At 37.3% G+C, this 25,395-nt stretch carries 22 protein-coding genes; 4 read left to right on the top strand and 18 right to left on the bottom strand.

The window, feature by feature from the left end; translation table 11 throughout:
* The first annotated feature begins 269 nt into the window (after nt 1-269).
* Nucleotides 270-1,175 carry a biosynthetic peptidoglycan transglycosylase gene (locus tag MUA90_RS06370; protein WP_262588724.1) on the top strand — a complete coding sequence of 302 codons (906 nt, stop codon included), beginning with the start codon at nt 270-272 and terminating at the stop codon, nt 1,173-1,175.
* 66 nt (nt 1,176-1,241) lie between these two features.
* Here the strand turns inward: MUA90_RS06370 and MUA90_RS06365 are convergent, their stop codons facing one another.
* Both MUA90_RS06365 and acsA read right to left on the bottom strand, forming a co-directional pair.
* Nucleotides 1,242-2,909, bottom strand: a complete 1,668-nt coding sequence (locus tag MUA90_RS06365; protein WP_262588723.1) for a formate--tetrahydrofolate ligase — start codon at nt 2,907-2,909, stop codon at nt 1,242-1,244.
* 382 nt (nt 2,910-3,291) lie between these two features.
* Nucleotides 3,292-5,007, bottom strand: coding sequence for an acetate--CoA ligase (gene acsA / locus MUA90_RS06360; protein ID WP_262588722.1), 1,716 nt, complete (start codon nt 5,005-5,007; stop codon nt 3,292-3,294).
* Between the two features lie 213 nt (nt 5,008-5,220).
* Here acsA and MUA90_RS06355 point away from each other — a divergent pair, with 213 nt between their 5' ends.
* Both MUA90_RS06355 and MUA90_RS06350 read left to right on the top strand, forming a co-directional pair.
* Nucleotides 5,221-5,853, top strand: a complete 633-nt coding sequence (locus MUA90_RS06355; RefSeq protein ID WP_262588721.1) for a GNAT family N-acetyltransferase — start codon at nt 5,221-5,223, stop codon at nt 5,851-5,853.
* A gap of 13 nt (nt 5,854-5,866) precedes the next feature.
* On the top strand, nt 5,867-7,021 hold the full coding sequence (locus tag MUA90_RS06350; RefSeq protein ID WP_262588720.1) for an acetoin utilization protein AcuC: 1,155 nt from the start codon (nt 5,867-5,869) through the stop codon (nt 7,019-7,021).
* 72 nt (nt 7,022-7,093) lie between these two features.
* On the opposite strand, the gene ccpA is transcribed toward MUA90_RS06350, so the two are convergent.
* The 10 genes from ccpA to MUA90_RS06300 form a co-directional block, all read right to left on the bottom strand.
* A complete protein-coding gene (gene ccpA / locus MUA90_RS06345) occupies nt 7,094-8,083 on the bottom strand; it encodes a catabolite control protein A (protein ID WP_114603141.1) in 990 nt (329 codons plus the stop codon).
* Nucleotides 8,084-8,290: 207 nt separating this feature from the next.
* Nucleotides 8,291-9,379, bottom strand: coding sequence for a bifunctional 3-deoxy-7-phosphoheptulonate synthase/chorismate mutase (locus tag MUA90_RS06340; RefSeq protein WP_262588719.1), 1,089 nt, complete (start codon nt 9,377-9,379; stop codon nt 8,291-8,293).
* A gap of 230 nt (nt 9,380-9,609) precedes the next feature.
* Nucleotides 9,610-10,770: a hypothetical protein gene (locus MUA90_RS06335; RefSeq protein ID WP_262588718.1), complete on the bottom strand. Its 1,161-nt coding sequence runs from the start codon at nt 10,768-10,770 to the stop codon at nt 9,610-9,612.
* A gap of 126 nt (nt 10,771-10,896) precedes the next feature.
* The gene (locus MUA90_RS06330; RefSeq protein ID WP_105992532.1) at nt 10,897-11,337 is read right to left on the bottom strand and encodes a DUF948 domain-containing protein; all 441 of its coding nucleotides are present in this window, start codon (nt 11,335-11,337) and stop codon (nt 10,897-10,899) included.
* Between the two features lie 70 nt (nt 11,338-11,407).
* Entirely contained in the window at nt 11,408-12,721 is a 1,314-nt protein-coding gene (murC, locus tag MUA90_RS06325) for a UDP-N-acetylmuramate--L-alanine ligase (RefSeq protein WP_114603138.1), read from the bottom strand.
* An 18-nt stretch (nt 12,722-12,739) separates the two neighbouring features.
* Nucleotides 12,740-16,357: a DNA translocase FtsK gene (locus MUA90_RS06320; protein WP_262588717.1), complete on the bottom strand. Its 3,618-nt coding sequence runs from the start codon at nt 16,355-16,357 to the stop codon at nt 12,740-12,742.
* A gap of 23 nt (nt 16,358-16,380) precedes the next feature.
* Complete coding sequence (gene ytpR, locus MUA90_RS06315) at nt 16,381-16,980, bottom strand: YtpR family tRNA-binding protein (RefSeq protein ID WP_262588716.1); 600 nt, start codon at nt 16,978-16,980, stop codon at nt 16,381-16,383.
* Nucleotides 16,981-16,992: 12 nt separating this feature from the next.
* Complete coding sequence (locus tag MUA90_RS06310; RefSeq protein ID WP_105992528.1) at nt 16,993-17,859, bottom strand: DUF1444 domain-containing protein; 867 nt, start codon at nt 17,857-17,859, stop codon at nt 16,993-16,995.
* A 93-nt stretch (nt 17,860-17,952) separates the two neighbouring features.
* Complete coding sequence (locus MUA90_RS06305) at nt 17,953-18,261, bottom strand: thioredoxin family protein (protein WP_114603135.1); 309 nt, start codon at nt 18,259-18,261, stop codon at nt 17,953-17,955.
* A gap of 25 nt (nt 18,262-18,286) precedes the next feature.
* Nucleotides 18,287-19,363 (bottom strand): M42 family metallopeptidase, encoded by a 1,077-nt coding sequence (locus MUA90_RS06300; RefSeq protein ID WP_262588715.1) that lies wholly within the window; start codon nt 19,361-19,363, stop codon nt 18,287-18,289.
* An 84-nt stretch (nt 19,364-19,447) separates the two neighbouring features.
* Here MUA90_RS06300 and MUA90_RS06295 point away from each other — a divergent pair, with 84 nt between their 5' ends.
* On the top strand, nt 19,448-19,759 hold the full coding sequence (locus tag MUA90_RS06295; RefSeq protein WP_105992525.1) for a hypothetical protein: 312 nt from the start codon (nt 19,448-19,450) through the stop codon (nt 19,757-19,759).
* Between the two features lie 104 nt (nt 19,760-19,863).
* Here MUA90_RS06295 and MUA90_RS06290 read toward each other — a convergent pair whose 3' ends face one another.
* From MUA90_RS06290 to MUA90_RS06265, 6 genes are all read right to left on the bottom strand, one after another.
* Nucleotides 19,864-20,688 carry a YtnP family quorum-quenching lactonase gene (locus MUA90_RS06290; protein WP_262588714.1) on the bottom strand — a complete coding sequence of 275 codons (825 nt, stop codon included), beginning with the start codon at nt 20,686-20,688 and terminating at the stop codon, nt 19,864-19,866.
* Nucleotides 20,689-20,795: 107 nt separating this feature from the next.
* Nucleotides 20,796-21,434, bottom strand: a complete 639-nt coding sequence (trmB, locus tag MUA90_RS06285) for a tRNA (guanosine(46)-N7)-methyltransferase TrmB (protein ID WP_114603132.1) — start codon at nt 21,432-21,434, stop codon at nt 20,796-20,798.
* Nucleotides 21,435-21,447: 13 nt separating this feature from the next.
* Nucleotides 21,448-22,239 carry a phosphotransferase family protein gene (locus MUA90_RS06280; RefSeq protein WP_162912131.1) on the bottom strand — a complete coding sequence of 264 codons (792 nt, stop codon included), beginning with the start codon at nt 22,237-22,239 and terminating at the stop codon, nt 21,448-21,450.
* Nucleotides 22,240-22,508: 269 nt separating this feature from the next.
* Nucleotides 22,509-23,357: a D-amino-acid transaminase gene (gene dat, locus MUA90_RS06275; protein ID WP_105992521.1), complete on the bottom strand. Its 849-nt coding sequence runs from the start codon at nt 23,355-23,357 to the stop codon at nt 22,509-22,511.
* Between the two features lie 2 nt (nt 23,358-23,359).
* Nucleotides 23,360-24,769 carry a dipeptidase PepV gene (gene pepV / locus MUA90_RS06270; RefSeq protein ID WP_114603131.1) on the bottom strand — a complete coding sequence of 470 codons (1,410 nt, stop codon included), beginning with the start codon at nt 24,767-24,769 and terminating at the stop codon, nt 23,360-23,362.
* A 200-nt stretch (nt 24,770-24,969) separates the two neighbouring features.
* On the bottom strand, nt 24,970-25,386 hold the full coding sequence (locus tag MUA90_RS06265; protein WP_114603130.1) for a YtxH domain-containing protein: 417 nt from the start codon (nt 25,384-25,386) through the stop codon (nt 24,970-24,972).
* Nucleotides 25,387-25,395 lie beyond the last annotated feature (9 nt).

Here is a 25,395-nt window from a genome sequence, read left to right as displayed (position 1 = left end):
ATTGCACGGTACCACCATACTTAAAGGTTTCTATCATTAATGATACGTTCATCAAGTCAAACGTTGGATACTTAAATATAAGGCAGCAGGTGTATTCGCTTATTTGTTGTTACTGGTTCGCAGCACCCACCAGCTCTCTGAAAACAATCAAATCAGTTACTTTTCCTTATCCAAAACTTATTAATTTGATTTCATTATAATCAACAGTTTTTTTAAAGTCAACTTGAATACAATTATGCTATACTATTGTTAATTATTGGAGGCAAAATATGAAACATACTCAAACAACATATACAGCCGCTTCTCCCCCATTACATTACTTTGAAAAATGGTATAAGCGGACCAAACATTTCTTTGTCATCCTATTTGTTATTATTCTTTTAATAATCAGTTTATCGACCGGACTTTTGATTGGTTTCTTCATGAGCATGACCTCTGATTCAGAAAATTTATCAGACGCTGAATTGAAGCGCGCAGTTTTAAATGTACCTGGCGATGAACATATAGATTATAGTCAAAAAGATTTTTTAACACAATATGATGCATCTAATAACCCTCTGCTTGTGGGACCGAAAAGCGTGAATGCTGTAATACCGAAGGCATTGATCGCATCGGAAGATTCTTTGTATTTAAAACATGACGGTATCTTGCCTAAAGCATTGCTTCGAGCAATTTATCAAGATATTTTCGAAACAGAAGTTTCTTCAGGCGGCAGTACGATCACGCAGCAAGTCATTAAAAATCAAGTGCTGAACAATGATAAAACATATAACCGCAAAGCTAATGAAATTGTTCTGGCTTTAAAACTTGAACGTATCTTGACCAAAGAAGAAATCATGTATACGTATTTAAACATCGTCCCATTCGGCCGCGACTATAACGGGGATAATATTACAGGTATCGGATCCGCTTCCTTCAGCTTATTCGGCAAACCGCCGAGCGAGGTCAATCTGCCTGAGGCTGCCTATTTAGTCGGTTTAGTACAAAGTCCTTACACATATACACCTTATGAAGCAGACGGAACGTTAAAACCAAAAGACGAACTGAAAATCGGATTACGACGCCAACATTATGTTTTATGGAGAATGCGTGTTGAAGGCGAAATTTCCGAAAAGGCATTTAAAAAAGCAGAAAAATACGATATTGTTTCACATTTAATGACGAAAAAACCCTAAAGCTGAGCGTATCATCACGCACAACTTTAGGGTCGTTTTTTAGATTATTTTAAGTTCTATTGTGAATTAGAATAATCCTTTAGCATGTCCGTCTTCAGTTACGTCCATGTTTAATGCAGCTGGTTTTTTAGGAAGTCCAGGCATTGTCATAATTGCACCAGTTAATGCAACGATGAAGCCTGCACCTGTTTTCGCTTGTAATTCTCTGATTGTGATTTCAAAGTCATTTGGTGCACCTAATAAGTCTTTGTCGTCAGAGAATGAGTATTGTGTTTTAGCCATACATACTGGATAGTTGTCCCAGCTGTTGTCTTTGATTTGTTTCAATTGTTTTTGGGCTTTGCTTGTGAATGTTACTTTATTACCGCCATAAATGTTCTTAACGATTTTTTCGATTTTTTCTTCGATTGGTTCGTCAAGTTCATAAGTGTTTTTGAAGTCTTGGTCTTCATTAATAACTTCTTTCACTTGTTTAGCTAATTCAACGCCGCCTTTGCCGCCTTTTTCCCATACTTCAGTTAAAGCGATACGTACGTTGTTTTCTTTTGCCCAGTCTTCAACAACTTTTGTTTCAGCATCTGTATCATTAACGAATGCGTTTAATGCAACTACTGGTTCAACACCGAATGAACGGATGTTTCTGATGTGACGTGCTAAGTTTTCTAGTCCGTCTTTAACCGCTTGTACATTTTCTTCTTTCAAGTCGTCTTTTGCTACGCCGCCATGCATTTTCAATGCACGAACTGTCGCAACAACTACTGCAGCGCTAGGTTCGAAACCAGCTTTGCGTGACTTGATGTTCATGAATTTCTCAGCACCTAAGTCAGAACCGAAACCAGCTTCTGTCACAACTACATCAGCTAATTGACGTGCTGTTTCAGTAGCTAAGATTGAGTTACAGCCGTGTGCAATGTTTGCGAATGGTCCGCCGTGGATTAATGCAGGCGTACCTTCGATTGATTGTACTAAGTTAGGTTTGATTGCATCTTTAAGAATCATTGCAAGCGCACCTTCAACTTTCAAGTCTTTAACTGTAACTGGTTTGCGATCGCGAGTATAAGCAATTGTAATATTCGCAATGCTTTCTTTTAAGTCTTTTAAGCCTGTGCTTAAGCAAAGAATTGCCATGATTTCTGATGCTACTGTAATGTTGAAGCCGTCTTCACGAGGTACACCTTGTGTCGGGCCGCCTAAACCTACAACAACTTGTCTTAAAGCACGGTCGTTCATGTCTAGAACACGTTTCCATTCGATACGGCGTTGATCGATACCTAATTCGTTACCTTGGTGAATATGGTTGTCGATGAATGCTGATAAAGCATTGTTTGCTGTAGTGATTGCGTGGAAGTCGCCGTTGAAGTGCAAGTTGATATCTTCCATCGGCAATACTTGTGCGTATCCGCCGCCTGTTGCACCGCCTTTAATACCGAAGACTGGACCTAATGCAGGTTCGCGTAATGCCATCATGACATTTTCGCCTAATTCGTGGAATGCATCCGCTAAACCAACTGTAACTGTTGATTTACCTTCACCTGCTGGTGTAGGACTCATTGCAGTAACAAGAACTACTTTACCTTTTTCCCCTTTATCTTCTAATTTGTTGATGTCAATTTTAGCTTTATAGTGACCGTAAGGTTCTAAAGCATCTTCTGGAATACCAACCTTTTCCGCGATTTCTTTAATTGGTTGTAATGTTGCTTGATTAGCAATATCCAAATCTGATAAATGACTCAATTCATTCAGCCCCTTATTAAGTATTTTATTTACAGTTGCGCAACAGTCTCTTTGTTTTATTTCATAGCAGCAGTACTGAAGCTCCCTCATAAACGAAAGCACTTTTCAATGAAGCATCACAAACAGACCTTGTTTCAACTGCATGAAAACCTTTTACATCATCAATCATATCGAAATATAGATTTAATGTCGAACATATTCATCTATATTATTTTAGTATTCATACTTTTTTGGTAATTTTACAAAAATCGTAGATATTATTTTATGAAAACCCTTTATATTTCAATAATGTAAGCGGTACCGAAATGCTTTAAACAACATCCCGATACCGCTTTGATTGATTGCCTATTCAATTAGAAATATATTATGGCAGAAAAGGGAATTAATCTTCCATAGTACTTAAATCGCCTTCAGGCAAATCAAGTTCCCAAGCTTTTAATACACGTCTCATGATTTTACCAGAACGTGTCTTAGGTAATTTTTCTTTAAATTCGATTTCTCTTGGTGCTGCATGTGCAGATAATCCGTTTTTAACGAACTTTCTGATGTCTTCTTTTACTTCATCACTTGGATCATAACCATGATTTAAAGCGACAAAGGCTTTGATGATTTCACCGCGGACCGGATCAGGTTTACCGATAACCCCTGCTTCAGCCACTGCTGGATGTTCTACTAATTTAGACTCTACTTCGAATGGTCCGACACGTTCTCCTGCTGTCATAATGACATCATCCACACGACCTTGGAACCAGAAGTAGCCATCTTCATCTTGGTAAGCAGAGTCGCCTGAAACATACCAATCGCCGATGAAATAAGAGTCATATTTTTCTGGATTCTTCCAGATTTTACGCATCATTGACGGCCAGCCTTTTTTAATGGCTAAGTTGCCCATGCGATTCGGCGGCAGCTCGTTGCCTTGGTCATCTACAATCGCTGCTTCAATACCTGGCAATGGTTTACCCATTGAACCGAGTTTCACGTCCATTGAAGGATAGTTGACAATCATATGACCGCCTGTTTCTGTCATCCACCAAGTATCAAGTACTGTATGGCCTAGCACTTCTTTCGCCCATTTAATTACTTCAGGGTTAAGCGGTTCACCTACTGAATATACTTCGCGTAATGATGATAAATCGTATTTCTTCACGATATCATCACCCGCACTCATAAGCATACGCAGTGCAGTCGGTGCTGTATACCAAATTGTAACGTCGAATTCTTCAATCATTCCGTACCAAGCTTCTGGTGAGAAACGACCGCCTGCGATACAATTTGTAACACCGTTTAACCATGGTGCGAAAATACCGTAAGATGTACCTGTTACCCAGCCTGGGTCTGCAGTACACCAGTAAACATCATCTTCTTGCAAGTCTAATACATATTTACCAGAAATATAATGTACAATCATTGCGTCTTGGACATGCAATACCCCTTTTGGCTGTCCAGTTGAACCAGAAGTATAATGCAAGATTAAACCATCTTCGCGGTCTAACCATTCAATATCAAATTCATCGCTCGCATCTTTGAGTGCTTTGTTGAAGTCTACATCTTCTTCTTCAACATCACCATTTTCATCAACAACGACGATTTTTTCTAACTTCGGTAAATCATCTTTCGGAATTCTGGATTTTAAATCTTTCGTCGTAACGATTACATTCGCATCACTATTGTCTAAACGGTCTGCGACTGCTTTTTCCATAAACGCTTCGAATAGCGGACCAACAATTGCACCCAATTTTAAAATTCCGAAGAATGCGAAATAAAGTTCCGGTGTTCTCGGCATAAAGATAAAGACACGATCCCCTTTTTCTACGTTGGCTTCATCTTTTAAGACATTGGCTGCTTTATTTGTCAGTTCCTGCATTTCTTTGAATGTATAGCTTTCTTTACTTTTCGCATCTTTGTAGTTTAAGGCCGTTTTATCCCCGAGACCATTATCTACATGACGATCAATACATTCATAAGCCATGTTGACCTTTCCACTTTCGTACCAAGAGAATGCTTTCTCTACTTCCTTCCAGTCAAAATTATTATATGTTTCTTCGTAGTTTTGAAGGTTGTAATTACCTTCTCCCCCTTTATAAATATCGACTTTCATTTGAATTGCCCCCTTCGTTTGAAATCGTTTTCAAAAACCATTATACAAAAGTTATACCCATTATTCAAAAATTATTGCGATAATTCTGATTTGTGTGTAAATTATTGCTTAAAACTATTATAATAAGAATTAATACGTAGATTTATATCAATTTACTTCAAAATCGGAATTACACATTACAACTAAGAAGAATATAAAAAAGGATGTGGCAATATGGAACATGTCAAAACGTATGTCAAAAATACCTATACACGCAACGATACTACGTATGTCATTGAAGGCCCTGTACCACGCAAACAACTAGAACAAATGTATTATGATGACGGGTTAGATGCGTTTAGAAGGCCGATAGAACAATTTGAAGCCATTCAAGAGATCAGTGAACTGCCTGAAGGACGCATTTATGTTTTGCGCTTAGATAACACAATTGTAGGCTATGTTACTTACCATTATCCTGATCCGTTAGAAAGATGGTCGACAGGTAATCTGCCCTATTTAATTGAACTCGGGGCAGTTGAAATCGCCTTGCCGCACAGAGGCACGGGTTTAGGCAATGAATTGATTAAACTCAGTCTGAGCGAGGATGAATTCGAAGACTATATCGTCCTTACGACAGAATATTATTGGCATTGGGATTTAAAGAATTCGAAATTAGATGTATACGAATATAAGAAATTAATGCAGAAACTGATGGCGCATGGAGGTTTAGAAATCTTTGCGACAGATGATCCTGAAATTGCGGGTCATCCTGCAAACTGTTTAATGGCAAGAATCGGTTCGCGCATTACATTAGACCAGATGGAAGCGTTTGATGATATTCGCTTCATGAACCGCTTCTTCTACTAAAGGGGAGAATGATATGAGTCAAAGTTATAAACAAACGGGGTATGTCTATTCCAATCAATTAATGCAGTACCGCTTCAGCAACGACCACCCTTTCAATCAGATGCGCTTAAAGCTGACGACGGAACTCTTGATTGATGCCGGCTTGCTGCATTCAAGCCAAATTATCACACCAAGAATCGCCACAGATGAAGAACTCACATTGATTCACACGTATGATTATGTCAATGCAATCAAACACGCATCCCGCGGCATTCTCAGCGAAGTGGAATCTAAAAAATATGGATTTGCGAACGAAGATACTTCACAATTCAAACATATGCATCAGCACAGTGCACGCATTGTCGGCGGCGCATTGAAATTAGCAGATATGATAGTCAGCGGCGAAGTCAAAAACGGCTGTCATTTAGGGGGCGGTCTGCATCATGCATTGCCTGGGCGAGCCAATGGATTTTGTATCTATAATGATGTCGCTATTACCGCAAAATATCTTTCAGAGAAGTATCATATGAAAGTCATGGTCATTGATACAGATGCACATCATGGGGACGGTGTGCAATGGAGCTTTTATACACAAAATGAAATCTTGAATTATTCTATTCATGAAACAGGCAAATTTCTCTTTCCTGGTTCTGGCCATTATACAGAACGCGGTAAAGAACAAGGTTTCAGCTATTCTGTAAATGTACCGTTAGAACCTTATACAGAAGACGCTTCTTATATCGATTGTTTCAAGCGCACTGTTACACCTGTGATTCAGTCATATCAGCCTGACATCATTTTAAGCGTGCATGGTGTTGATATTCATTACTTAGATCCGCTCACACATATGAATTGCACACTCGATTCTTTAAACGCTGTCCCCTATTACATTAAGTCTCTTGCTGATGAATATACCGACGGCAAAGTTTTAATGTTCGGCGGCGGCGGTTATAATATCTGGCGTGTTGTGCCGAGAGCATGGAGCCATGTCTTTTTAAGCTTAATGGATGTCCCGATTCAACATGGCGATCTGCCGAAAGATTGGGTCGACAAATGGAAACAGTATTGTCCGACAGACCTGCCGACGACCTGGGATGACCAGCGTTTAGATTATATGGAGATACCAAGAACTAAAGAAATTACTGAGAAAAATTTAAAACATGCTAATCAAGTCGCCAGCTGGTTTTAAAGACTTGAGACAAAACAAAAATGTCTGGAGGCACGCTGCATATTGCACTGCTTTTCCAGACATTTTTAATTATCATTTCGTTGTTCCGCGATATTCTACGCGATATGGCAAAATGACCGTTGAATCTTCAATTGTTTCATTATTCATATATTTAGTAAGTAAACGCATACCTACTGCCCCGATGTCATAAAGCGGTTGAATTACGCTTGATAATTGCGGGCGTACCATTTCTACAAGACGTGTATTGTTAAAGCTGACAATCTGCATGTCTGAAGGCACATTAACATTCGCATCTTCAGCCGCATGCACGATACCGATAGCTTGTTCGTCACTGATAGATAATACTGCATCTGGTTTTAAGTCTTTGATTTCTTCAAAAGCTTTAAGTCCGTCTTTATACGTTTCTTTACCTCTGAATGTAAGTTTGTCATCTAAATTCAAGCCGTGTTCTGATAATGTATCTTTTAATCCGGATAACACGTCATTCTCAGCTTTTTCTGAGTTATTGCCGCCAACAAAGGCAAATTTTTCTGCACCGGATTCAATCAAGTGATTCGTTACTTCAGCAGCAGCTTGTTTATAATCGATGTTGACAGAAGCAACTTTATTGTCGTCATCGCTTGTACCTGAAACAACTACAGGAATCGAAGAATTTTCAATCATAGATTCTAATTCTTCATCTAATGTGCCGCCAAGGAAAATAATACCATCCACTTGTTTGCTTAAAAGATTATTAAAGATTTCTTTCGCTTTTTCAGTATCATTATCTGAATTTGAGATAATAGAATGATATTTATACATTGTCGCAATATCCTCAAGGCCCCTAGCTAATTGAGAATAATAGACATTTGAGATATCTGGAATGATAACTCCGACAGTTGTTGTCTTTTTACTTGCTAAACCTCTGGCAACTGCGTTCGGTCTATAGTTCAGCTTTTTAATGACTGCGTTTACTTTATCTCTTGTTTCTGGTTTGACATTTTGATTGCCATTCACAACACGAGAGACTGTCGCCATAGAAACACGCGCTTCTCTTGCAACATCATAAATCGTAACGGTCATATTATTCACCCTTTCTGAAAGCGTTTCAAACACTATTATAATAAGTTTTCATAACATTTTCAAAGTTTACCATAAATCGTTAAAAACTCAAAATAAAAGTTTCTGATGTCACTGTTTTGTCACTGAATATTTATTTTACCACATCAAAAAGCCCTCTGGGTCAACAAAAATTACATTGACCGAGAAGGCTTAATTTCAATTATCTGATTAGCGTAATTGATTATTATCGTACATATCAGCTAATGGTTTCAATTCGTTGTAGAATTTATCGAATTGATCTAAATCCATTTGTTGTCCGCTGTCGCTTAATGCTACTGCAGGGTCTGGATGTACTTCTGCCATAACCCCATCTGCGCCAACCGCTAAAGTAGCTTTTGCTGTCGGAAGCATGATGTCTATACGTCCTGTACTGTGTGTAACATCGACCATTACAGGTAAGTGTGTACCTTGTTTTAAAATAGGTACTGCAGAAATATCTAATGTATTACGTGTAGCTTTTTCGTAAGTTCTGATACCGCGTTCGCATAAGATAATATTTTGGTTACCTTGAGATGCAATGTATTCAGCCGCAAAGATGAATTCTTCGATTGTTGCGGACATACCGCGTTTTAATAAGATTGGTTTGTTTGTACGTCCTGCTTCTTTTAATAATTCGAAGTTTTGCATGTTGCGCGCTCCGATTTGGAACACATCTAAGTATTGATCTGCTAATTCGAAGTCGGAAGGTGCTACGATTTCACTTACAACATTCAAGTCGTATTTATCTTTCACATTTTTAAGGATTTTCAAGCCTTCTAAACCTAAGCCTTGGAAGTCATATGGAGAAGTACGCGGTTTGAATGCGCCGCCTCGGATGAATTTCAAGCCTTTGCCTTGCAAGTCCTGTGCTACAGCGTCCACTTGTTCTTGTGATTCAACTGAACATGGTCCGAAGATGAATGATTTATTGCCATCGCCGATAATACCGCCGTTATCAAATTGAACGATTGTATCTTCCGGTTTTAATTTTCTTGAAACAATAAGATGTTTTTCGTTTTCTGATTTTTGTAAGTCAGTGGATGCTTTAAATATTTCTTTGAATAATTGTTTAATTACATTGTCGTTAAATGGACCATTATTTTTCTCGATTAAAGCATTCAACATCTCTTTTTCACGTTCAGGATCATAAACGTTTGTTCCTTGTTTACGCTTTTCTTCACCGATTTTTTGCGCTAAATTACCACGCTTTTCTAGTAAATCTAAAATTTGTTCGTTAATGTCTTGAATTTCACTTCTGTACTGTTCTAATTTATTCATTACTGGTCACCTCTATGTAATTATTTGCATCCAACTTATTACACTTTAAAGCGATAAAAAATTGAATTTATCAGTAATTCTAGCAAGAAGTTCCAAATTTATCAAGTAGGTTCATCCAATTTTCTTAACTTATTTGATTATTTTTAATTTTCTTACAATGATGTTACCAAGTTCATTAATAATTAAAGAAGATCAACCTCAAAGAACAAGGTTGACCTTCTTGAGAGACATTATTTATTATCGAATGTTTTCTTTTCTATTTTCTTCTTAGTTGTTTCCCCTTTTGGCTGGCTGCTTGATTTTGCATTTGATTTGCTGCCGGCTGACTTAGTTGTTTTCGTTGTTGTTTTTTGTGTTGTTGTTTTGCTGCCTTTAGCTGCTGGCTGCTTAGTTGTCTTTGTTGTTGTTTTTGTAGCATCTTTTGCTGAAGCTGCTTTCGCAGTTTTAGTTGTTGATGATGGCTTTTTCTTAGGTGTGTTCGTCGTTTTTGTTGTTTCTGATTTTGTAGTTGTTGTATTGTTGACTGTTTTAGTTACTACTTTGTCTGATGCTTTTGGTGCTTTAGATTCATCCGCTGAATGATTAGCTGTTGCTTTATCATGCGTGATAACACCTTTATCAAATGATGCTTTTTCGTGTGTTTGGTTAGTACGTTTTTCAGCATCTTTTGGTTTTGAAACTGCTTTGTCTGCTTTCTTAGCATCTTTAGTATCTGCTTTTTTAACTGCAGCTGTTGCAGCGGCTGCTGAAACTAATACCGGAACTGTTGCATAAGCACTTGATTTGATTGGGCTTGCTTTGAACAGTTCAGCAACTTTTGCTGCCACTGTGTTATCATTTTCAATTAATTTTGCCTTGTCATGTGCTGCTTTGGCAATACCTGTTGCTGTGAACTCATGTGCAGGTGTTGTTACTGATTGAGATGATTTTAATGGATTGTTATCCACTTGTGCTTCTTGAGCTTTTGGAGACACATTAGATAAATCATGTGCAGCTGCTTCATTACGAATCGCTTGTTTTTCAGCTCTTAAAGCTTTCGGATCTGTTTCTTGTTCATCTTTGTTGAATTTCTGTCTTACATCTGATTTAAGCTGTTGCGCTTTATCTTTAATATCTTGCAATTGGTTTTGCGCATTCGCTTTTAATGCGTCAGTTTGAGCTGCCACTTTATCTTTGACAGATGCTTTATTTTCATCTGATTCTTGTTGTACTTGCAGTTCTTGTTGTTTTTCGATTGCTTTGCGTCGTTTCACTTGATTGATGACGAATCCTGCTGCTGTACCGATAAATGCACCTGCAATAAATCCGTATACAAAGTCTTTGCGCACTGTATCAGACATTGCTTCGACTTCATAAATCTCTAATTTTGCTTCATCGTTTTTCTTTCTCATGTATTTGCCTCCTAGTAAAATAAAAGCACTTAAACAAAGTTGATTAACCTCATTTAAGTGCAATTTGTTCGTCTATTAATTGATAATGTGAGCTGACTGATAAGGTATCAATTCAATAATGCCTTATTAGCCTCTGTAGTTTGCACTTTCTCTGCGTTGCTTTCTGTATTGCCATTTATCAGCAATTTCCATTGCAACATTTGACCATTGGATGACTTGTGAAATCTTGTCTTCGTTTTGAGAAATGTTATGTGCAATTGAGTTAGTTACTCGGTCCACTGATCCATCTAAGTCTTGGATAGAGTCACCGATGCCTTTCACTCCGTCAACTACAGAGTTTAAGCGGTCCACTTTATCTTGAATATCTTCAGTTAAGCGGTTAGCTTTATGAAGTAAATCAGTTGATTCTCTTGTAATACCTTGTACTTGTCCTTCAATTCCGTCAAGAGTCTTAGCCACATAGTCTAAGTTTTTCTTAACTGAGAATAGGACAGCTACAATACCGATTACTAATACTAAAAATGCTATAGCTGCAACTAAACCAGCTACAGGTAAAATCCAATCCATTAAAAACGCCTCCTAAATTGCTTATGTCTTATTTTTTCATAATACCCAAATATATTCTAACATAAACATATTAAAATTCACTAGTAACGCCGTGATTGTCTAAATATGCACGTTCGATTTTTTGGATATCTCCTGCACCCATAAACAAAATAACTGCGCCATCTAATGATTTTAAGATATTAACATTATCTTCCCCGATTAATTGCGCACCTGGAATGCGATCAATTAAATCTTGGATCGTTAAGCTGCCTTCATGTTCACGAATTGAACCGAAAATATCACATAAGTAAACACGGTCCGCTTTATTCAGACTTTCAGCAAATTCATTTAAGAATGCTTGCGTTCTTGAATAAGTGTGCGGTTGGAAAACAGCAACTACTTCTTTATGCGGATATTTTTTTCTTGCTGTTTCAATTGTAGCATTAATTTCTCTAGGATGGTGGGCATAATCGTCTACTATTACTTGATTATTAACTTTTGTTTCATTAAATCTACGTTTTACACCGCCGAATGTTTCTAATGCTTCTTTGATGTTATGAACATCTAAGCCTTCTAAGTGGCAAACCATGATTACAGAAAGTGTGTTTAAAATATTATGATCACCATATTGCGGTGATAAGAATTGATCATAAAATTTTCCATCGATATATACGTCGAATTGTGTACCATGTTCAGTAATTTGGATATTATCTGCATAGATATCTTCATCTTTTTCTAATCCATAGTAATAAATCGGTACATCTGCTTTGATTTTACGCAAGTGCTCATCTTTGCCCCACGCAATGATAGCTTTTTTAACGTTATGCGCCATTTCTTGGAAAGCACTTGTAACATCATCAACATCTTTAAAGTAATCAGGATGATCAAAGTCGATATTCGTCATAATCGCATAATCAGGGTGATAACTTAGGAAGTGACGTCTGTATTCGCATGCTTCAAATGCAAAATATTCACTTTGAGGAATTCCTAAGCCTGTGCCATCTCCGATTAAGAAAGAAGTTCTTTTATCTCCATTCATCACATGCGAAAGCAGTCCTGTTGTAGAAGTCTTACCATGAGCCCCTGTCACAGCAACAGATGTATATTGTTCAATCACATGTCCTAAGAATGTTGGATAGTCGATAATTTCTAGTCCTAATTCTTTTGCACGTACAATTTCTTCATGTTTATCTGAAAAGGCATTGCCTTGAATAACAACCATGCCTTTTTGAATGTTATCTGGATTAAAAGGTAAGATTTTAACCCCTTTATTTCTTAATGCTTCTTCAGTGAACACATATTGGTCGATGTCGGAGCCCTGAACTTCGTGGCCTAAATCGTGCATGATTTGAGCCAACGAACTCATACCAGAACCTTTAATTCCGACAAAATGATAGTGTGTCATACTTAAACTCCTTCTTTCTTATTCCTCATTAATTTCAGCTGCAGTTAAATAAACTTCTCGTGGTTTAGAACCGTTTGGACCTGAGATATATCCCAATTCTTCTAATTGGTCAACAATACGTGCCGCTCTATTGTATCCGATTTGGAAGTGGCGTTGGATAGATGATGTAGAGATATTGCCTTCTGAAACCATAAATCTGCACACATCATCAAACAAATCGTCTTTCGGCTGCGCTTTTGTTTGTTTTAGTAATTCTTTCTCTTCAAATAAATATTCAGGTTCGCGTTGTTCTTTAATAAAATCAACGACTGCATCTATTTCTTCATCCGAAACGAAGCTGCCTTGTACACGGATTGGTTTATTCATACCATTACCTAAATATAGCATATCGCCATAACCAAGCAGACGTTCTGCGCCTCCGCTGTCAAGTATCGTTCTAGAATCCACACTAGATGATACCATAAATGCGATACGAGTTGGAATATTCGCTTTGATTAATCCTGTAATTACATTTACAGATGGTCGTTGTGTTGCGACAAGCATATGAATACCGCAAGCACGTGCTTTTTGCGCAATTCTTGCTATAGATTGTTCTACTTCTTGCGGTGCCATCATCATTAAATCTGCTAACTCATCAATAACAATGACGATTTTCGGCAATCGGTGTTCATATGGTGCTTTTTTATTAAACGCTGTAATATTGCGCACATGATATTTCGCAAATAATTTATAGCGTTTTTCCATTTCATCTACAGCCCATTTTAAACTTTGTGTAGCTGCTTTGACATCAGTAATAACCGGTGAAACCAGATGCGGTAATCCGTTATATGGTGCAAGTTCAACCATTTTCGGATCAATCAGCAGCAGCTTCAATTCTTCAGGGTGATTTTTATACAGTAATGATAATAAAATACTATTAATGCATACTGATTTACCTGAACCTGTTGCCCCTGCAATCAAGGCATGCGGTGTTTTCGCAATATCCATTAATAATGGCTCATTATTAATACGATTACCCATTGCTACGGTTAATTTAGATTCCGCATTCTTGAATTTAGAACTTTCAATGATTGATTTTAAATTGACCTTAGTAGGAGATACATTCGGTACTTCTATACCTACCAAGCTTGTACCAGGAATCGGTGCTTCTATACGGATATCTTTAGCCGCAAGCGCCATCTTCAAGTCATCATGCAAAGCAGTGATTCTTGAAACTTTCACACCTTTTTCTACTGATAATTCAAAGCGTGTCACACTTGGACCTTCCGTAACATTTTTAACTTCAGCCGGTACATTGAAATAGAAGAACGCATCATTAAGTTCTTGTTTCTTCTCATCAATCCACTCTTGGTCGACTTCATGCACTTCCGGTTCGTCTAAAAGATTTAGACTCGGTAATTTCAGGTTAGGTCCTCTGCGAATACCTTCATGATGTTGTTCATTTGACGCATTTACAGAAACTGCTTTAGGGCCATGCACATGTGTATGCTCCTGTTGAGCTTCTTGTGCTCTGTTTTGAACATGACGTTCGCCATTTTGTGTTGTTCTTTGTGTATTCACACTTGTCGTGATATGACCTTGTTCACCTTGCTGGTCTTTGTCTTCAGTTTGATGCGTTTGTGTTTCAGAAGACGGTTGTGCAGCTTGTGGTGTTTCTGTTTGTTTGTCTGTTTCTTGTGCTGATTGTTCTTGAGTTGACTTATCCTTGTCATCAGGTCTTAATACAGGTTCAGCTTTTCGTTTACGCGCATCCATCATTCTGCGTTTGTCTGATGGCGTCATCATCACATTGAATGGTTTTGCACCTTTACGAATTGGTTTTGAAACCTTCGGCTTTTCTTCAGCTTTTGAAGCCTGTTCAGATACTTGTGAAGCCGTGTTTTCAGATGATGTTTCAGCATTATCTTGTACATCGTCTGCAGTGTGTGTTTCTGATACATCTTCATCATTTGCTTTCGGCTGTGCTTCTGTCTCATTTGATACAGGTGTATCTGGTTTAAGCTGCGGTTCATAATTCGGTTTTTCTTCTTTATGTTCTGACACTGCTTCTGATTCATCTGTGTTTGAAATAAATTGTGATTGATCTTCTTTATTGTCAGGTGCTAACACAGGTTCATGTGTTTCTTGATTATCTTCTTGTGATACATGCTCTGTATTTGAAGTTTCAGTTGTATCAATATCTTCTTCGTCAGAAGATGTTGCTGGTTCTGTTTCATCTTCAAGTTCCGCAGTTTCAGCTTCTGCCTCTGCAGCTGCTTGTGTTTCTGCGTCACTATCCTCTTCTGATGCTTCTAACTCAGTATATTGCGCATCTGCTACTTCTGGTTGAACTTGAGATTCTGTTTCTTGAGTTTCAGATGATGCATCAGATTCTGTTAACACTTCGTCTGAAACGTTTTGTGCTTTAAATGGTTCATCATCCACCACTTTAACATCTTCTTCATTTAATGTTTGCACACTATGAACTTGGTTCAAGTCTACCTCTTCATAATCAAAGGCATCTTGCGGTTCTTCTGAAGTTTTATTTTCATCTGAAGGATGTGAAGCTGATACATCAGCCTCAGATGGTGTTTCAGACTGATTAGTTTCTTCTGTTTCAGCTGGTGTTTCTTGTTGAGCTGATTCAGCTTCCATCTCTTTTTCTTTTTCAAAGCCGTTTTCTTGGAAAACAGGATCTTGGACATACTGTTTAGCTTGTTCAGCATACATATCATCAATGGCTTTTTGAATCGAGCTTGTATCTTCTTGTTCACGCTTTTGCTGCAGTGCTTCTTTGAACTTTTTACGCTGCAAGACTTTACGTTCACGTTCGCGGCGGATTTCTTCAACGATTTGAGAAGCATAAATATTATTGATGTTAATCGTGTTATCTGCCTTAGAATAATTAGGTGTACGATTTGTTTTCGCATTGTTAGTATGTGTTTTTGCTGACTCATGCTTTTCATCTTTAGATTCATGCATTTCAGTCTGTGCATCAACTTGAGCTTTTCTCATACCATTTAAAGGATCTGTCGGAATCTTGCCTTGTTGTTTTGGTGTTTCTTCAGATGGTTGATTTGAACGTTGAATCACACCGTTTTCTAATGGATGACGCTTTTTCGTGCCGAAAATTGCCGAAGGTACTTCTTCTGCTTTAAATTCTCCGCTTTTATAATAGATATCTTTTGTATCATAGCGTGTAGAATAATTTTGCACACGTCTGCTTTGGTTTTCTCTTTTCGGCAGTTCTGATGCAGGTTGTGTGCGCTGTGCAGTCGCTTGTGATGACTTGCGTGAACTGCGTGTAGTTCGAAATGAACTATCTTCTTGTGTATCATCATGAAATGTACGTCGTCTTCTATGACGGCGATGGTCGGGCTTTTGGTAAGCAGCTTCTTCAGAATGTGCTGCTTGTTCATAACCTGGTTCAGAATGATTGGATGCTGTCTCTGATTCATCACTTTGATTATCGTCATCATTGACATGCAGCGGAAATCTGAAATTACCTTTTGGACGTTCGTAAATATCATTATTTTCTGGCAGCAATGCATGACGGTGACGTTCCTTTTCTTCTAACTTTTGTCTGCGTTGGCTGTATTTTCTTTGATAGACTTCTTCTTCGTCTTCATCGCTGAATAATTTATCAAACCAGTTCATAATGTCACTTCCTTCCAATCATTTTATTCTTCGAAAAATGGTTGCCCAACTTGGTAATCATCAGATAAAACCATAATACCTTTTTCTTGCGGTGCATTCGGCAGATTCAATTCTTTCATTGAGCACACCATACCGCTTGATGGTACACCGCGAAGTTCAGCATCTTTGATTACCATACCGCTCGGCATTACAGCACCTACTTTAGCAACAACCACTTTTTGGTCAGCTTCAACGTTTGGTGCACCGCAAACGATTTGCAGTGTTTCGTCTCCGACATCAACTTTTAAGATGCTTAATTTATCCGCATTCGGATGTTTTTCTTTTGTTTTAACATAACCTACTACAAATTTAGGTGATAAATCTGAATCTAATTGATCTTCAACACCTGCATCTGCTAGAACTTTTTGTAGACTTTCTAATAATTCAAGTGTTAATTTAATAAAGCCGTTGCCTTCAATTGATAAATGCTTAGAAGCATTAAAGATATTATAACCGACTGCTTTATTGTCTAAAGTAATTCTGACAACATCGCCATGTGTCGTATATTCAAAGTCGCCTTCTGCAGGTTCAACTTGTAAAAATGCTACATCTCCAACACCGTTTAAGTTATAAAATAAATTCATAGTATGATCTCCTTATTTCTTGTCATTTTTCTTATTATCTTTAACTGCGCTTAATTCTTGAACCACATTAGGACTTTTTCCTTTTTTATCTTTATTATTTTTCGCAAGAATAAAGATAGGTTCAAAGTGTCCTTTTTCATAAGCTAAGGACAATGAAGTAATCGGTACAAGACCGTTTGTGAAGAATTCCATAGTTAAATGTGCCATAACATCATAGCCTGTTTTGTTTCTGATATCAGCAATAATCAAAACATCTTGATGGGGAACGGCTACTAACATTTCGCCTTCGCACTTTTCTTCAAATTGATTCAATAATGGTGTGTTGAGAATGCGGCTTGCATCATATCCATCATTGGTATTAATGAAATAGAAGATATTGCCTTTAACTTCATCAGTTTTATAAGGCGTATCTAATTTTCTGATATTGAATAATGCCATCTCTTTAATTTGCTGAGCCGTGACATTTAATTGTTTTAACATTGATTCATCGATTAATCGATAGGACTTTCCTAAATCTAATGCGTAATAAACATTAGTTTCTGCTGTATGTTTATCGATTACAAACGGATGGCCCTCTTTTGTTTCTTTTTCAAAGCTTGCTGCACGTATGACAGGCATAATTTTTAAATCTTTCATATCTTGATGTGCTTGATCGCTCATTTGATGAATTGTCTCGTTAACATAATAAACAATTTCATCTACAATCTTCTCTTTGTGATCGTTATATTTTGCAACGATGGGTGTTAATCTAATCGTTACACCTTTCCCATTATCTTTACGTGCAATGCGCAAGGTATCTTCTTCTCTATTAAATGTAAAGTTTACGTCTAAATGGTTTAAACGTTCTTTTAATTTATCTCTCATTTGAAAGACATTCATAATTAACACTCCTAATTACATACCTTTTTATAGTTTACCGTAAAAATACCCTTAGGAACAGAAAAAATGTTAATTTCCTAAGGGTATTTTTATTTAAATATTCGCGATAAATTCATCTATTTGTTCAATTGTTTTTCTGTCTTTACTTACATAGCTTCCCACTTGTTCGCCATTTTCATAAACTAAAAAGCTTGGGATACCCATAATACCGAGTTCTGCAGCTAAATCAATAAATTGATCACGGTCTACAGAAACAAATGTATACTCAGGATGTTTTTCTTCTAATTCTGGAAGTCTAGGTGCGATAAAACGACAGTCGCCGCACCAATCTGCTGTAAACATAAAGATGGTTTTACCCTCTTTCAATTCATTAAATGCTTCTACTGATTCTAATTGTTTCATAAATCCTTCACTTCTTTCTTATATTTTATGAATGTTGTAAATGTTCGATTGTTTCATCATCTAATGCAGAAATAGATGCTTTGAGCAGTGTTCTGGCAGAATAATAATCTCTGATATCAAATACAGAGTCAGAACTGTGAATATATCTTGCACACACACCTATAACCGCAGTTGGAATACCAATGTTGGCTTTGTGAATTTCACCGCCGTCAGTACCGCCAGGAGAAATGTAATATTGTGTTTTAATATCATGTTGCTGAGCTTGTTCTAATAAGTAGTCTCTAAATGCCGGTTTCAGAATCATTGTACCGTCTTTGATACGAATTAGAGTACCGCCGCCTAATTGGCCTGACAGTTGTTGTACACCTTTCATATCATTCGCTGGCGAACAATCTACCACAAATGCGATATCTGGATTGATTTGTTCAGCTGCTGCGCGGGCACCTCTTAAACCAACTTCTTCTTGAACATTTGCTCCGACATATAAATCTACATCAAGTTCTTGGTCTTTAAATAATTTTAAAATTTCAATAGCCAATAAACAACCATAACGATTGTCCCATGCTTTACCAGCAAAGCGATGCTCGGATAATTGAATAAATTCAGTATCAGGTACGATTGAATCTCCGATTTCAATACCTCTCGCTCTGACTTCATCAGCTGAATCACTGCCGATATCTAACATCAAATCTTTAATCTGCGGCTGTCCTTCATTTCCTGTTCTGAAATGTTTTGGAATACTCGCAACTACACCAGTAATGATTTCATTCTTGCGTGATTTGACTTTTAAACGTTGTCCTTGCCAAATATCAGCAGCAACGCCTCCTATGTTTGTAAAATGCAGCATACCGTTTTTTGTAATATCTGTAATCATGAAACCTACTTCATCCATATGTGCTGCGACCATAACCTTTTTCGCATTTTCTTTTTTTGATTTTTTAACTGCATAAAATCCGCCCATATGATTATAAATAAATGTATCCGCATAGGGCGCCATTTGTTGTTTTATGTACGCTTTAAGATCTTGTTCAAAACCTGGGGCACCATGAAATTCTGTTAAAGTTTTAATATGTTTTAAAGTATCTTGTCTTGCAATTTCCATTATGTTATCGCTCCTTAATAATTCATTATCTCCCTATTGTTATGGTAGAATATTAATATAACGTAAGTGGAGGTATAAATTGAGATGTCTCGAAGAAAAATTTTGTTATTGATAGTATTACCAATTACAGTTTTATTGGGCAGTGTAATAGCTTACCTCACTATTTTAGGCACTAAAAAGTATAACCCTCAAAAGCTGATTGAAGAAGTAAAAAGCTACTTCATGAATGTCACAGGGTCATACATTGTCTCAGAACCTCAACCATTTGAACAAGACGGGATTCAATACGAAATCTATCGCGGCGGTGTAACAACTGAAAACCGCGGCAAAGTTAGTAATTATGAATTCATCGCCGATGCCGCAAATGGTAAAATCATTAACATAAAAGAAGTTTAATGATATTGGTATGCATACTTATTGCTGCAATGTTTCCGAAAAAACGGAAACATTGTTTTTTTATGCCCTTTTCTAACCTTTCCACCCTTTAAATGCTTTTTTTACTATTTTCGCTCAACCGCTGCTTTGATGGAATGGTCGCCTTTATCAAATTTTACCGCAAAATACGCAGCATCATGATAATATAAGAACCAATAATCCTGCATTATCAGCCAAGGCAGCCATCTTTCTTTCTCTCTTATAGACTGCATCGGATAATCATCGTAAGAAGTTACCCATAACGGATTTAAATGCGCATGAGATGGGAAAATATCAGCCATGTGTACTGCCTTTTCTCCCTCAGTCTCAATCGTGATAATACTATGACCGAAACTGTGCCCGCCTGTATGATACATATGAATACCAGTCACGACTTCAATATCGTCTTCGAATAAAATCATGCGCTTTTGGTAATCGCCTCGATTCATCGGCCAGTATGTAGCTTTACTTCTAAGATTTGGTGCTAAAAATTCATGCCATTCATCTTGTTGAATATAATGTACTGCATTTTTAAATATTGCATTGCCGTCTAAATCTGCTAATCCTGAAGCGTGATCATAGTGCAAATGCGTCATTAATACAATATCAATATCTTCCGGCTTAAGACCCAGCTTATTCAAATCTTGAGCAACAAGGCTTTCATTCTCAACCCCGAAATTGCGTTTTTGTTTGTCTGTAAGTTTTCCTTCTCCAAGCCCTGTATCAATAAGGATATTCTGTTCGCCGGTACGAATTAAAATAGGATGTGTTGTCATCGGAACTTGGTTTTTGTCATTAACCGGTATTTTTCTTTCCCATAATGGTTTTGGTACAGGTCCGAACATCGTACCGCCATCCATATTTGTCATTCCGCCATTTAAATAATGCAATTCGTATTTACCAAATTTCACCTGCATCACCCTTACGTTCAGTTATATAGTATAAGTATAGGGCGATTATTGCGTATTTTCAAACTTTATCAACGCATAAAAAAACTGCATTCATAAGAATGCAGTGCTTATTGATGAAATTTTGCTTCCATTCGGTAAATACGAGAACCTTTGTCCGCAAATTTTCTTTCATATTCAGTTTCAATATTATCTTCATCGTCTTCATCATGAAGATTCAAGTTGATTTTTGTAAAATACATGCCGAATTGGGACATGCTTTCTAAACTATAAGCAAATAACCCTCTGTTATCTGTCTTAAAGTGAATTTCGCCTTCTGCTTTCAATATTGCTTTATACAACGCTAGAAATGTGTGATACGTCAATCTGCGCTTTGCATGACGTTTCTTAGGCCATGGGTCTGAGAAATTTAAATAAATGCGATCAATTTCGCTTTCTTTAAAGTAATCTGTCAGTTCCATTGCATCATTGCAGATCAATTTAATATTAGTTAAGCCTTTTTCCAGTACTTTATCTAAAACACGAATCATGACGTTCTTGTCTCTTTCTAAAGAAACAAAATTGATATTCGGATGCAAGGCAGCAAGTTCAGTAATGAACTGCCCCATTCCAGAACCGACTTCGATATAAATCGGCTGTTCTTTATCGAACCAAGCAGACATCTCGCCAGCATGTGTGCCGTCTATATCTACCACATTATCATGTTTGCGCAAATAATCCTCTGCCCAAGGTTTATTTCTTAATCTCATTTAATTTGTCTCCTCAAATAAATACGTTGCTGTTCATTACTTCATTTAAGAATTTCAGCCAAATATTCATATCTTTAAAGCGTTTTTGTTCTTCAGACCATTCTACAAGACCGATTGCTTGTATCACTGTATACCATTTCATTCTCTTGCTTAAATCAATAGACTCTTTACAGCCGTATTTTTCTAGCCACTCTGACCACTCGCTGTGAGGAACGTAATTGTAAAGCAGCATTCCAATATCAATGGCCGGATCTGCTAACATTGCGCCTTCCCAGTCTACTAAATAAAGTTCATCTCGATCTGATAGTAACCAATTATTATGATTCACATCACCATGAACAACTGTATAAAAGCGAGGGTCCAAATGAGGCTTGTGTTCTTCAAGATAAGTCAAAGCTTTTCGTATGACATGATGCGAAAGCACTTGTCTTGAAAGCGAGGTATTGATTTTATTGTAAAGAATGTCAGGTGTGATTGGTTCCATTTCCATTCTTTTTAACATTGTTAACAATGTTTTTGAGCTGTGAATTTTCTTCAACAGCTTGGCAACTCTTGTTTGTGTCATCTCTTCGAATGTTAATTCTCTGCCATTCTTCCAATGCTGCGCTGTGACAACTTCCCCTGTTTCTATTCGTTTCGTCCAAACTAGCTTAGGGACAATACCCTCAGCAGACAATGCTGCTATAAATGGATTTGAGTTTCTTTTCAAGAACAGCTTTTGGCCATCTTGTTCAGCCATGTAAGCCTCTCCGGAAGCTCCTCCAGCAGAATCTAAAGTCCATCCTAACTGATAGAACTGCTCCAACACGTTCACCTCGCTTTCAATTAGAAAATGGCTCTAGAATCGTAGATCAAGAGCCATATTTTACATTTCTTTTACCAATTTTTAACAATTATCCGTTCGTAGCACTCATTGTTAATTCTATAATTTTTAACATTTCTTTTCAACCAAAAATGAGAAACAAAAAGACACATTTTACTTTCTTATTCGCTAATGAAAACATTTCAGTTTTTTAGCGGCGACAATTAAAAATTATACCATAAATTTAATGTCAGTTGGTAAAAATCACTAAATTAATGACTCTCATTTATTTTTTGTTCAAATCCTTTTTGCAATTGGCGTGTAATTGGACCGACTTGTCCGTTTCCAACCGCTTCTCCATCCAATTTAATTACCGGCATCACTTCAACTGAAGTACTTGAAACAATTACTTCATCCGCTTGTTTCAAGAAATCTACAGTAAATGTTTCTTCTTTGAATGGGATGTTTTGCTCATTTGCAATACGTTTGATTACTTTTCTAGTAATACCATTCAAGATGAAATTATCAGTCGGATGAGTATAGATCACACCGTCTTTAATTGCATATACGTTGCTTGATGCACCTTCAGTGACAGTTTCGCCGCGATGTTGGATTGCTTCTGAAGCATTATATTTCACAGCATATTCTTTTGATAATACATTACCAAGCAAATTCAAGCTTTTGATATCGCAGCGCAACCAGCGGATATCTTCAACTGTTACAGCGTTGATTCCGTTTTCTAATGCTTCTAACGGTCTGCCGTAACTTCTTGTGAATGCCATCATTTGCGGTTTGACGTCCGGACCTGGGAACGCATGGTCGCGCGGTGCTGCACCGCGTGTCACTTGCATATAAACGCCGCCGTTTTCTACGTTGTTTTCTTTAACAAGTGCTTCTGCTTTTTCTGTAAGTGATTCGATTGTTTCATCTAAATCAATATTCAGTTCAGATGCACTTCTTAAAAATCTTTCAAAATGTTCTTGTAAAGTAAAGAAGTGTCCATCATAAATTCGGATGTATTCATAAATACCGTCTCCGAAGTTATAACCTCTGTCATTATATGGCACAAGTGCCTCTTGTTCCTCTACAAATCGGCCGTTTAGCAACACTTTATTCGTCATAGTCATTCCTCCACACATAATGCGTACAATGCTTCTAAATAAATACTTGTAGCATTAAATAATTGTTTTTTAGTGATGTATTCGTTTCTTTGATGCATTAAGTCCTCTGAGTCGCTGAACATCGCTCCGAATGCTACGCCTTTATCTAGATTACGTGCGTAAGTACCTCCGCCGATTGTGTATGGCTCAGTCATATCGCCTGTTTGGTTGCGATATGCTTGAACTAAGGATTGTACAAACGGATCATCTTTATCAACATAATGAGGACGTTGTACTTTGCCTAATTCAAGTTCGAATCCTAATTCATTTACTTCGTGTTTAAAGCCTTCGATAGCTTCATCAAATTCAAATCCTTCTGGGTAGCGCAAATTAATACCATATTCGCCGCCTTTTCCTTTTTCATAAGAAATAATACCGATGTTAGTTGTTAAGTCTCCCATTTTATCGGTATGGAATTTCATGCCCATTTTTTCGCCGAAGTGTGATTCAAATAAATAACGTTCACTTAAATCCACAAATTTTGCAGCGTTTGCATCTAATTCCAAGCCGTTTAAAAAGTGAATTAAATATAACCCTGCATTAAGTCCGATTGAAGGGTCCATACCATGTACGGCTTTACCTTTTAAACGTAGTACTAATGTATCTCCTTCTAATTCGCTTGTGCCTGTTAATTCATGCGCTTCCAGATATTGCTGGTAGCGTTCTGTTACATCAGAATTGCTTGTTTTAACACTAAGTTTTGCCACTGCTTCATCAGGAACCATATTGTATCGTTGACCTGATTCAAGTGATAAAAGTGTCACTTCCGCTTCATCATCAGAAGCAGCATCAGCATTGAATTTGATGTCGAAAGTAGTAATCCCTTTCTCACCATGAATTGCTGGGAATTCAGCATCAGGCGCAAAACCTAATACCGGCATTTCTTCAGTTTTGAAATAACGGTCGACACATTTCCAATCAGATTCTTCATCTGTACCGATGATAATATGCACACGTTTTTTCCAATCTACATTCATTTCATTTAAGATTTTAACAGCATAATAAGCTGCGATTGTAGGTCCTTTATCATCTAAAGTACCACGTGCGATAATTGCATCATCAGTTACAGTAGGTTGAAACGGCGGAGTATCCCAACCTTCGCCTGCAGGTACTACGTCGACATGGCATAATACACCGAATAAGTCTTCTCCTTTACCTGCTTCGATTCTGCCTGCAATATGATCGACATCGTGGACAGTGAATCCATCACGTTCAGCAATTTGATACATATAATCAAGTGCCGCTCTTGGACCCGGACCGACTGGTGCATCAGATGTTGCTTTACTATCGTCTCTTACACTTTCAATGGATAGTAAGCCGCTTAAATCAGCAATAATTTGATCTTCATATTCTTGCACTTTTTCTTTCCACATTCGTGATCAACTTCCTTCTCGTTTTTTAGTTCACTATTTATTTTACCCTAACTGATTCTTAAACAACAGTAGGAACCCCATAAATTTTCTGTCAACTTTTCAAAATTGTTGTCATTGCAAGCCTTAAAACACAAAAATAATTTTTGGTATCAAAAAAGCACCTTAGCGAATCCGCTAAGGTACTTAAAATAAAAACTGTCTTATTTGTTGTCGTTAGAATCTTTGTTTTCGTTTTGTTTTAAATCTTCATCAGTAACGATTCTGATGTTGTTTTGCGCTTCATCTGAACCTTTAACATCTTTTAATGTTGGTGATGGCGCATCTCCTGAATTAGAGAAACGATTTTTTTGTTCTTGCAAGAAACCTTTAGGATCTTGTTTTACTTTTTCAGCATAACCTTTAGGATCTTGTTTTACTTCGTTGAAAGTTTCAGTTGCTTTTGATGCAACTTGGTTTGCTAATTCTTTAGCATTTTCTTTATATGATTCAGGGTTTTCTTTGTATTTATCATATTCTTGTTTTAAACGATCTCTGCTTTCTTTTCTGCTTAACGCTACAGCAACTGCTGCTGCGCCGATTCCTAGTACTGCTTTTAAGAAGTTATTTGATTTAGCCATAAATAATCA

Origin of the sequence: Staphylococcus sp. IVB6181 (assembly GCF_025561445.1) — a bacterium.
In the GTDB taxonomy this organism is placed as follows: domain Bacteria; phylum Bacillota; class Bacilli; order Staphylococcales; family Staphylococcaceae; genus Staphylococcus; species Staphylococcus simulans_B.
The sequence above is the reverse complement of the archived record's forward strand: the minus strand, read 5'-3'. Positions and strand labels throughout refer to the sequence as shown.

Bases quoted from the DNA above. Each gene is read 5' to 3' on its own strand.
- ytpR (WP_262588716.1), bottom strand. From the start codon at position 16,980: ATGAATTTATTTTATAACTTAAACGGTGTTGGAGATGTAGCATTTTTA.
- ccpA (WP_114603141.1), bottom strand. From the start codon at position 8,083: ATGACCGTTACGATTTATGATGTTGCAAGAGAAGCGCGTGTTTCTATG.
- MUA90_RS06335 (WP_262588718.1), bottom strand. From the start codon at position 10,770: ATGAGAAAGAAAAACGATGAAGCAAAATTAGAGATTTATGAAGTCGAA.
- MUA90_RS06310 (WP_105992528.1), bottom strand. From the start codon at position 17,859: ATGAATGTCTTTCAAATGAGAGATAAATTAAAAGAACGTTTAAACCAT.
- MUA90_RS06265 (WP_114603130.1), bottom strand. From the start codon at position 25,386: ATGGCTAAATCAAATAACTTCTTAAAAGCAGTACTAGGAATCGGCGCA.
- MUA90_RS06350 (WP_262588720.1), top strand. From the start codon at position 5,867: ATGAGTCAAAGTTATAAACAAACGGGGTATGTCTATTCCAATCAATTA.
- MUA90_RS06295 (WP_105992525.1), top strand. From the start codon at position 19,448: ATGTCTCGAAGAAAAATTTTGTTATTGATAGTATTACCAATTACAGTT.
- acsA (WP_262588722.1), bottom strand. From the start codon at position 5,007: ATGAAAGTCGATATTTATAAAGGGGGAGAAGGTAATTACAACCTTCAA.
- trmB (WP_114603132.1), bottom strand. From the start codon at position 21,434: ATGAGATTAAGAAATAAACCTTGGGCAGAGGATTATTTGCGCAAACAT.
- murC (WP_114603138.1), bottom strand. From the start codon at position 12,721: ATGACACACTATCATTTTGTCGGAATTAAAGGTTCTGGTATGAGTTCG.
- MUA90_RS06340 (WP_262588719.1), bottom strand. From the start codon at position 9,379: ATGAATAAATTAGAACAGTACAGAAGTGAAATTCAAGACATTAACGAA.
- MUA90_RS06355 (WP_262588721.1), top strand. From the start codon at position 5,221: ATGGAACATGTCAAAACGTATGTCAAAAATACCTATACACGCAACGAT.
- pepV (WP_114603131.1), bottom strand. From the start codon at position 24,769: ATGTGGAAAGAAAAAGTGCAAGAATATGAAGATCAAATTATTGCTGAT.
- MUA90_RS06320 (WP_262588717.1), bottom strand. From the start codon at position 16,357: ATGAACTGGTTTGATAAATTATTCAGCGATGAAGACGAAGAAGAAGTC.
- dat (WP_105992521.1), bottom strand. From the start codon at position 23,357: ATGACGAATAAAGTGTTGCTAAACGGCCGATTTGTAGAGGAACAAGAG.
- MUA90_RS06330 (WP_105992532.1), bottom strand. From the start codon at position 11,337: ATGGATTGGATTTTACCTGTAGCTGGTTTAGTTGCAGCTATAGCATTT.
- MUA90_RS06305 (WP_114603135.1), bottom strand. From the start codon at position 18,261: ATGAAACAATTAGAATCAGTAGAAGCATTTAATGAATTGAAAGAGGGT.
- MUA90_RS06300 (WP_262588715.1), bottom strand. From the start codon at position 19,363: ATGGAAATTGCAAGACAAGATACTTTAAAACATATTAAAACTTTAACA.
- MUA90_RS06370 (WP_262588724.1), top strand. From the start codon at position 270: ATGAAACATACTCAAACAACATATACAGCCGCTTCTCCCCCATTACAT.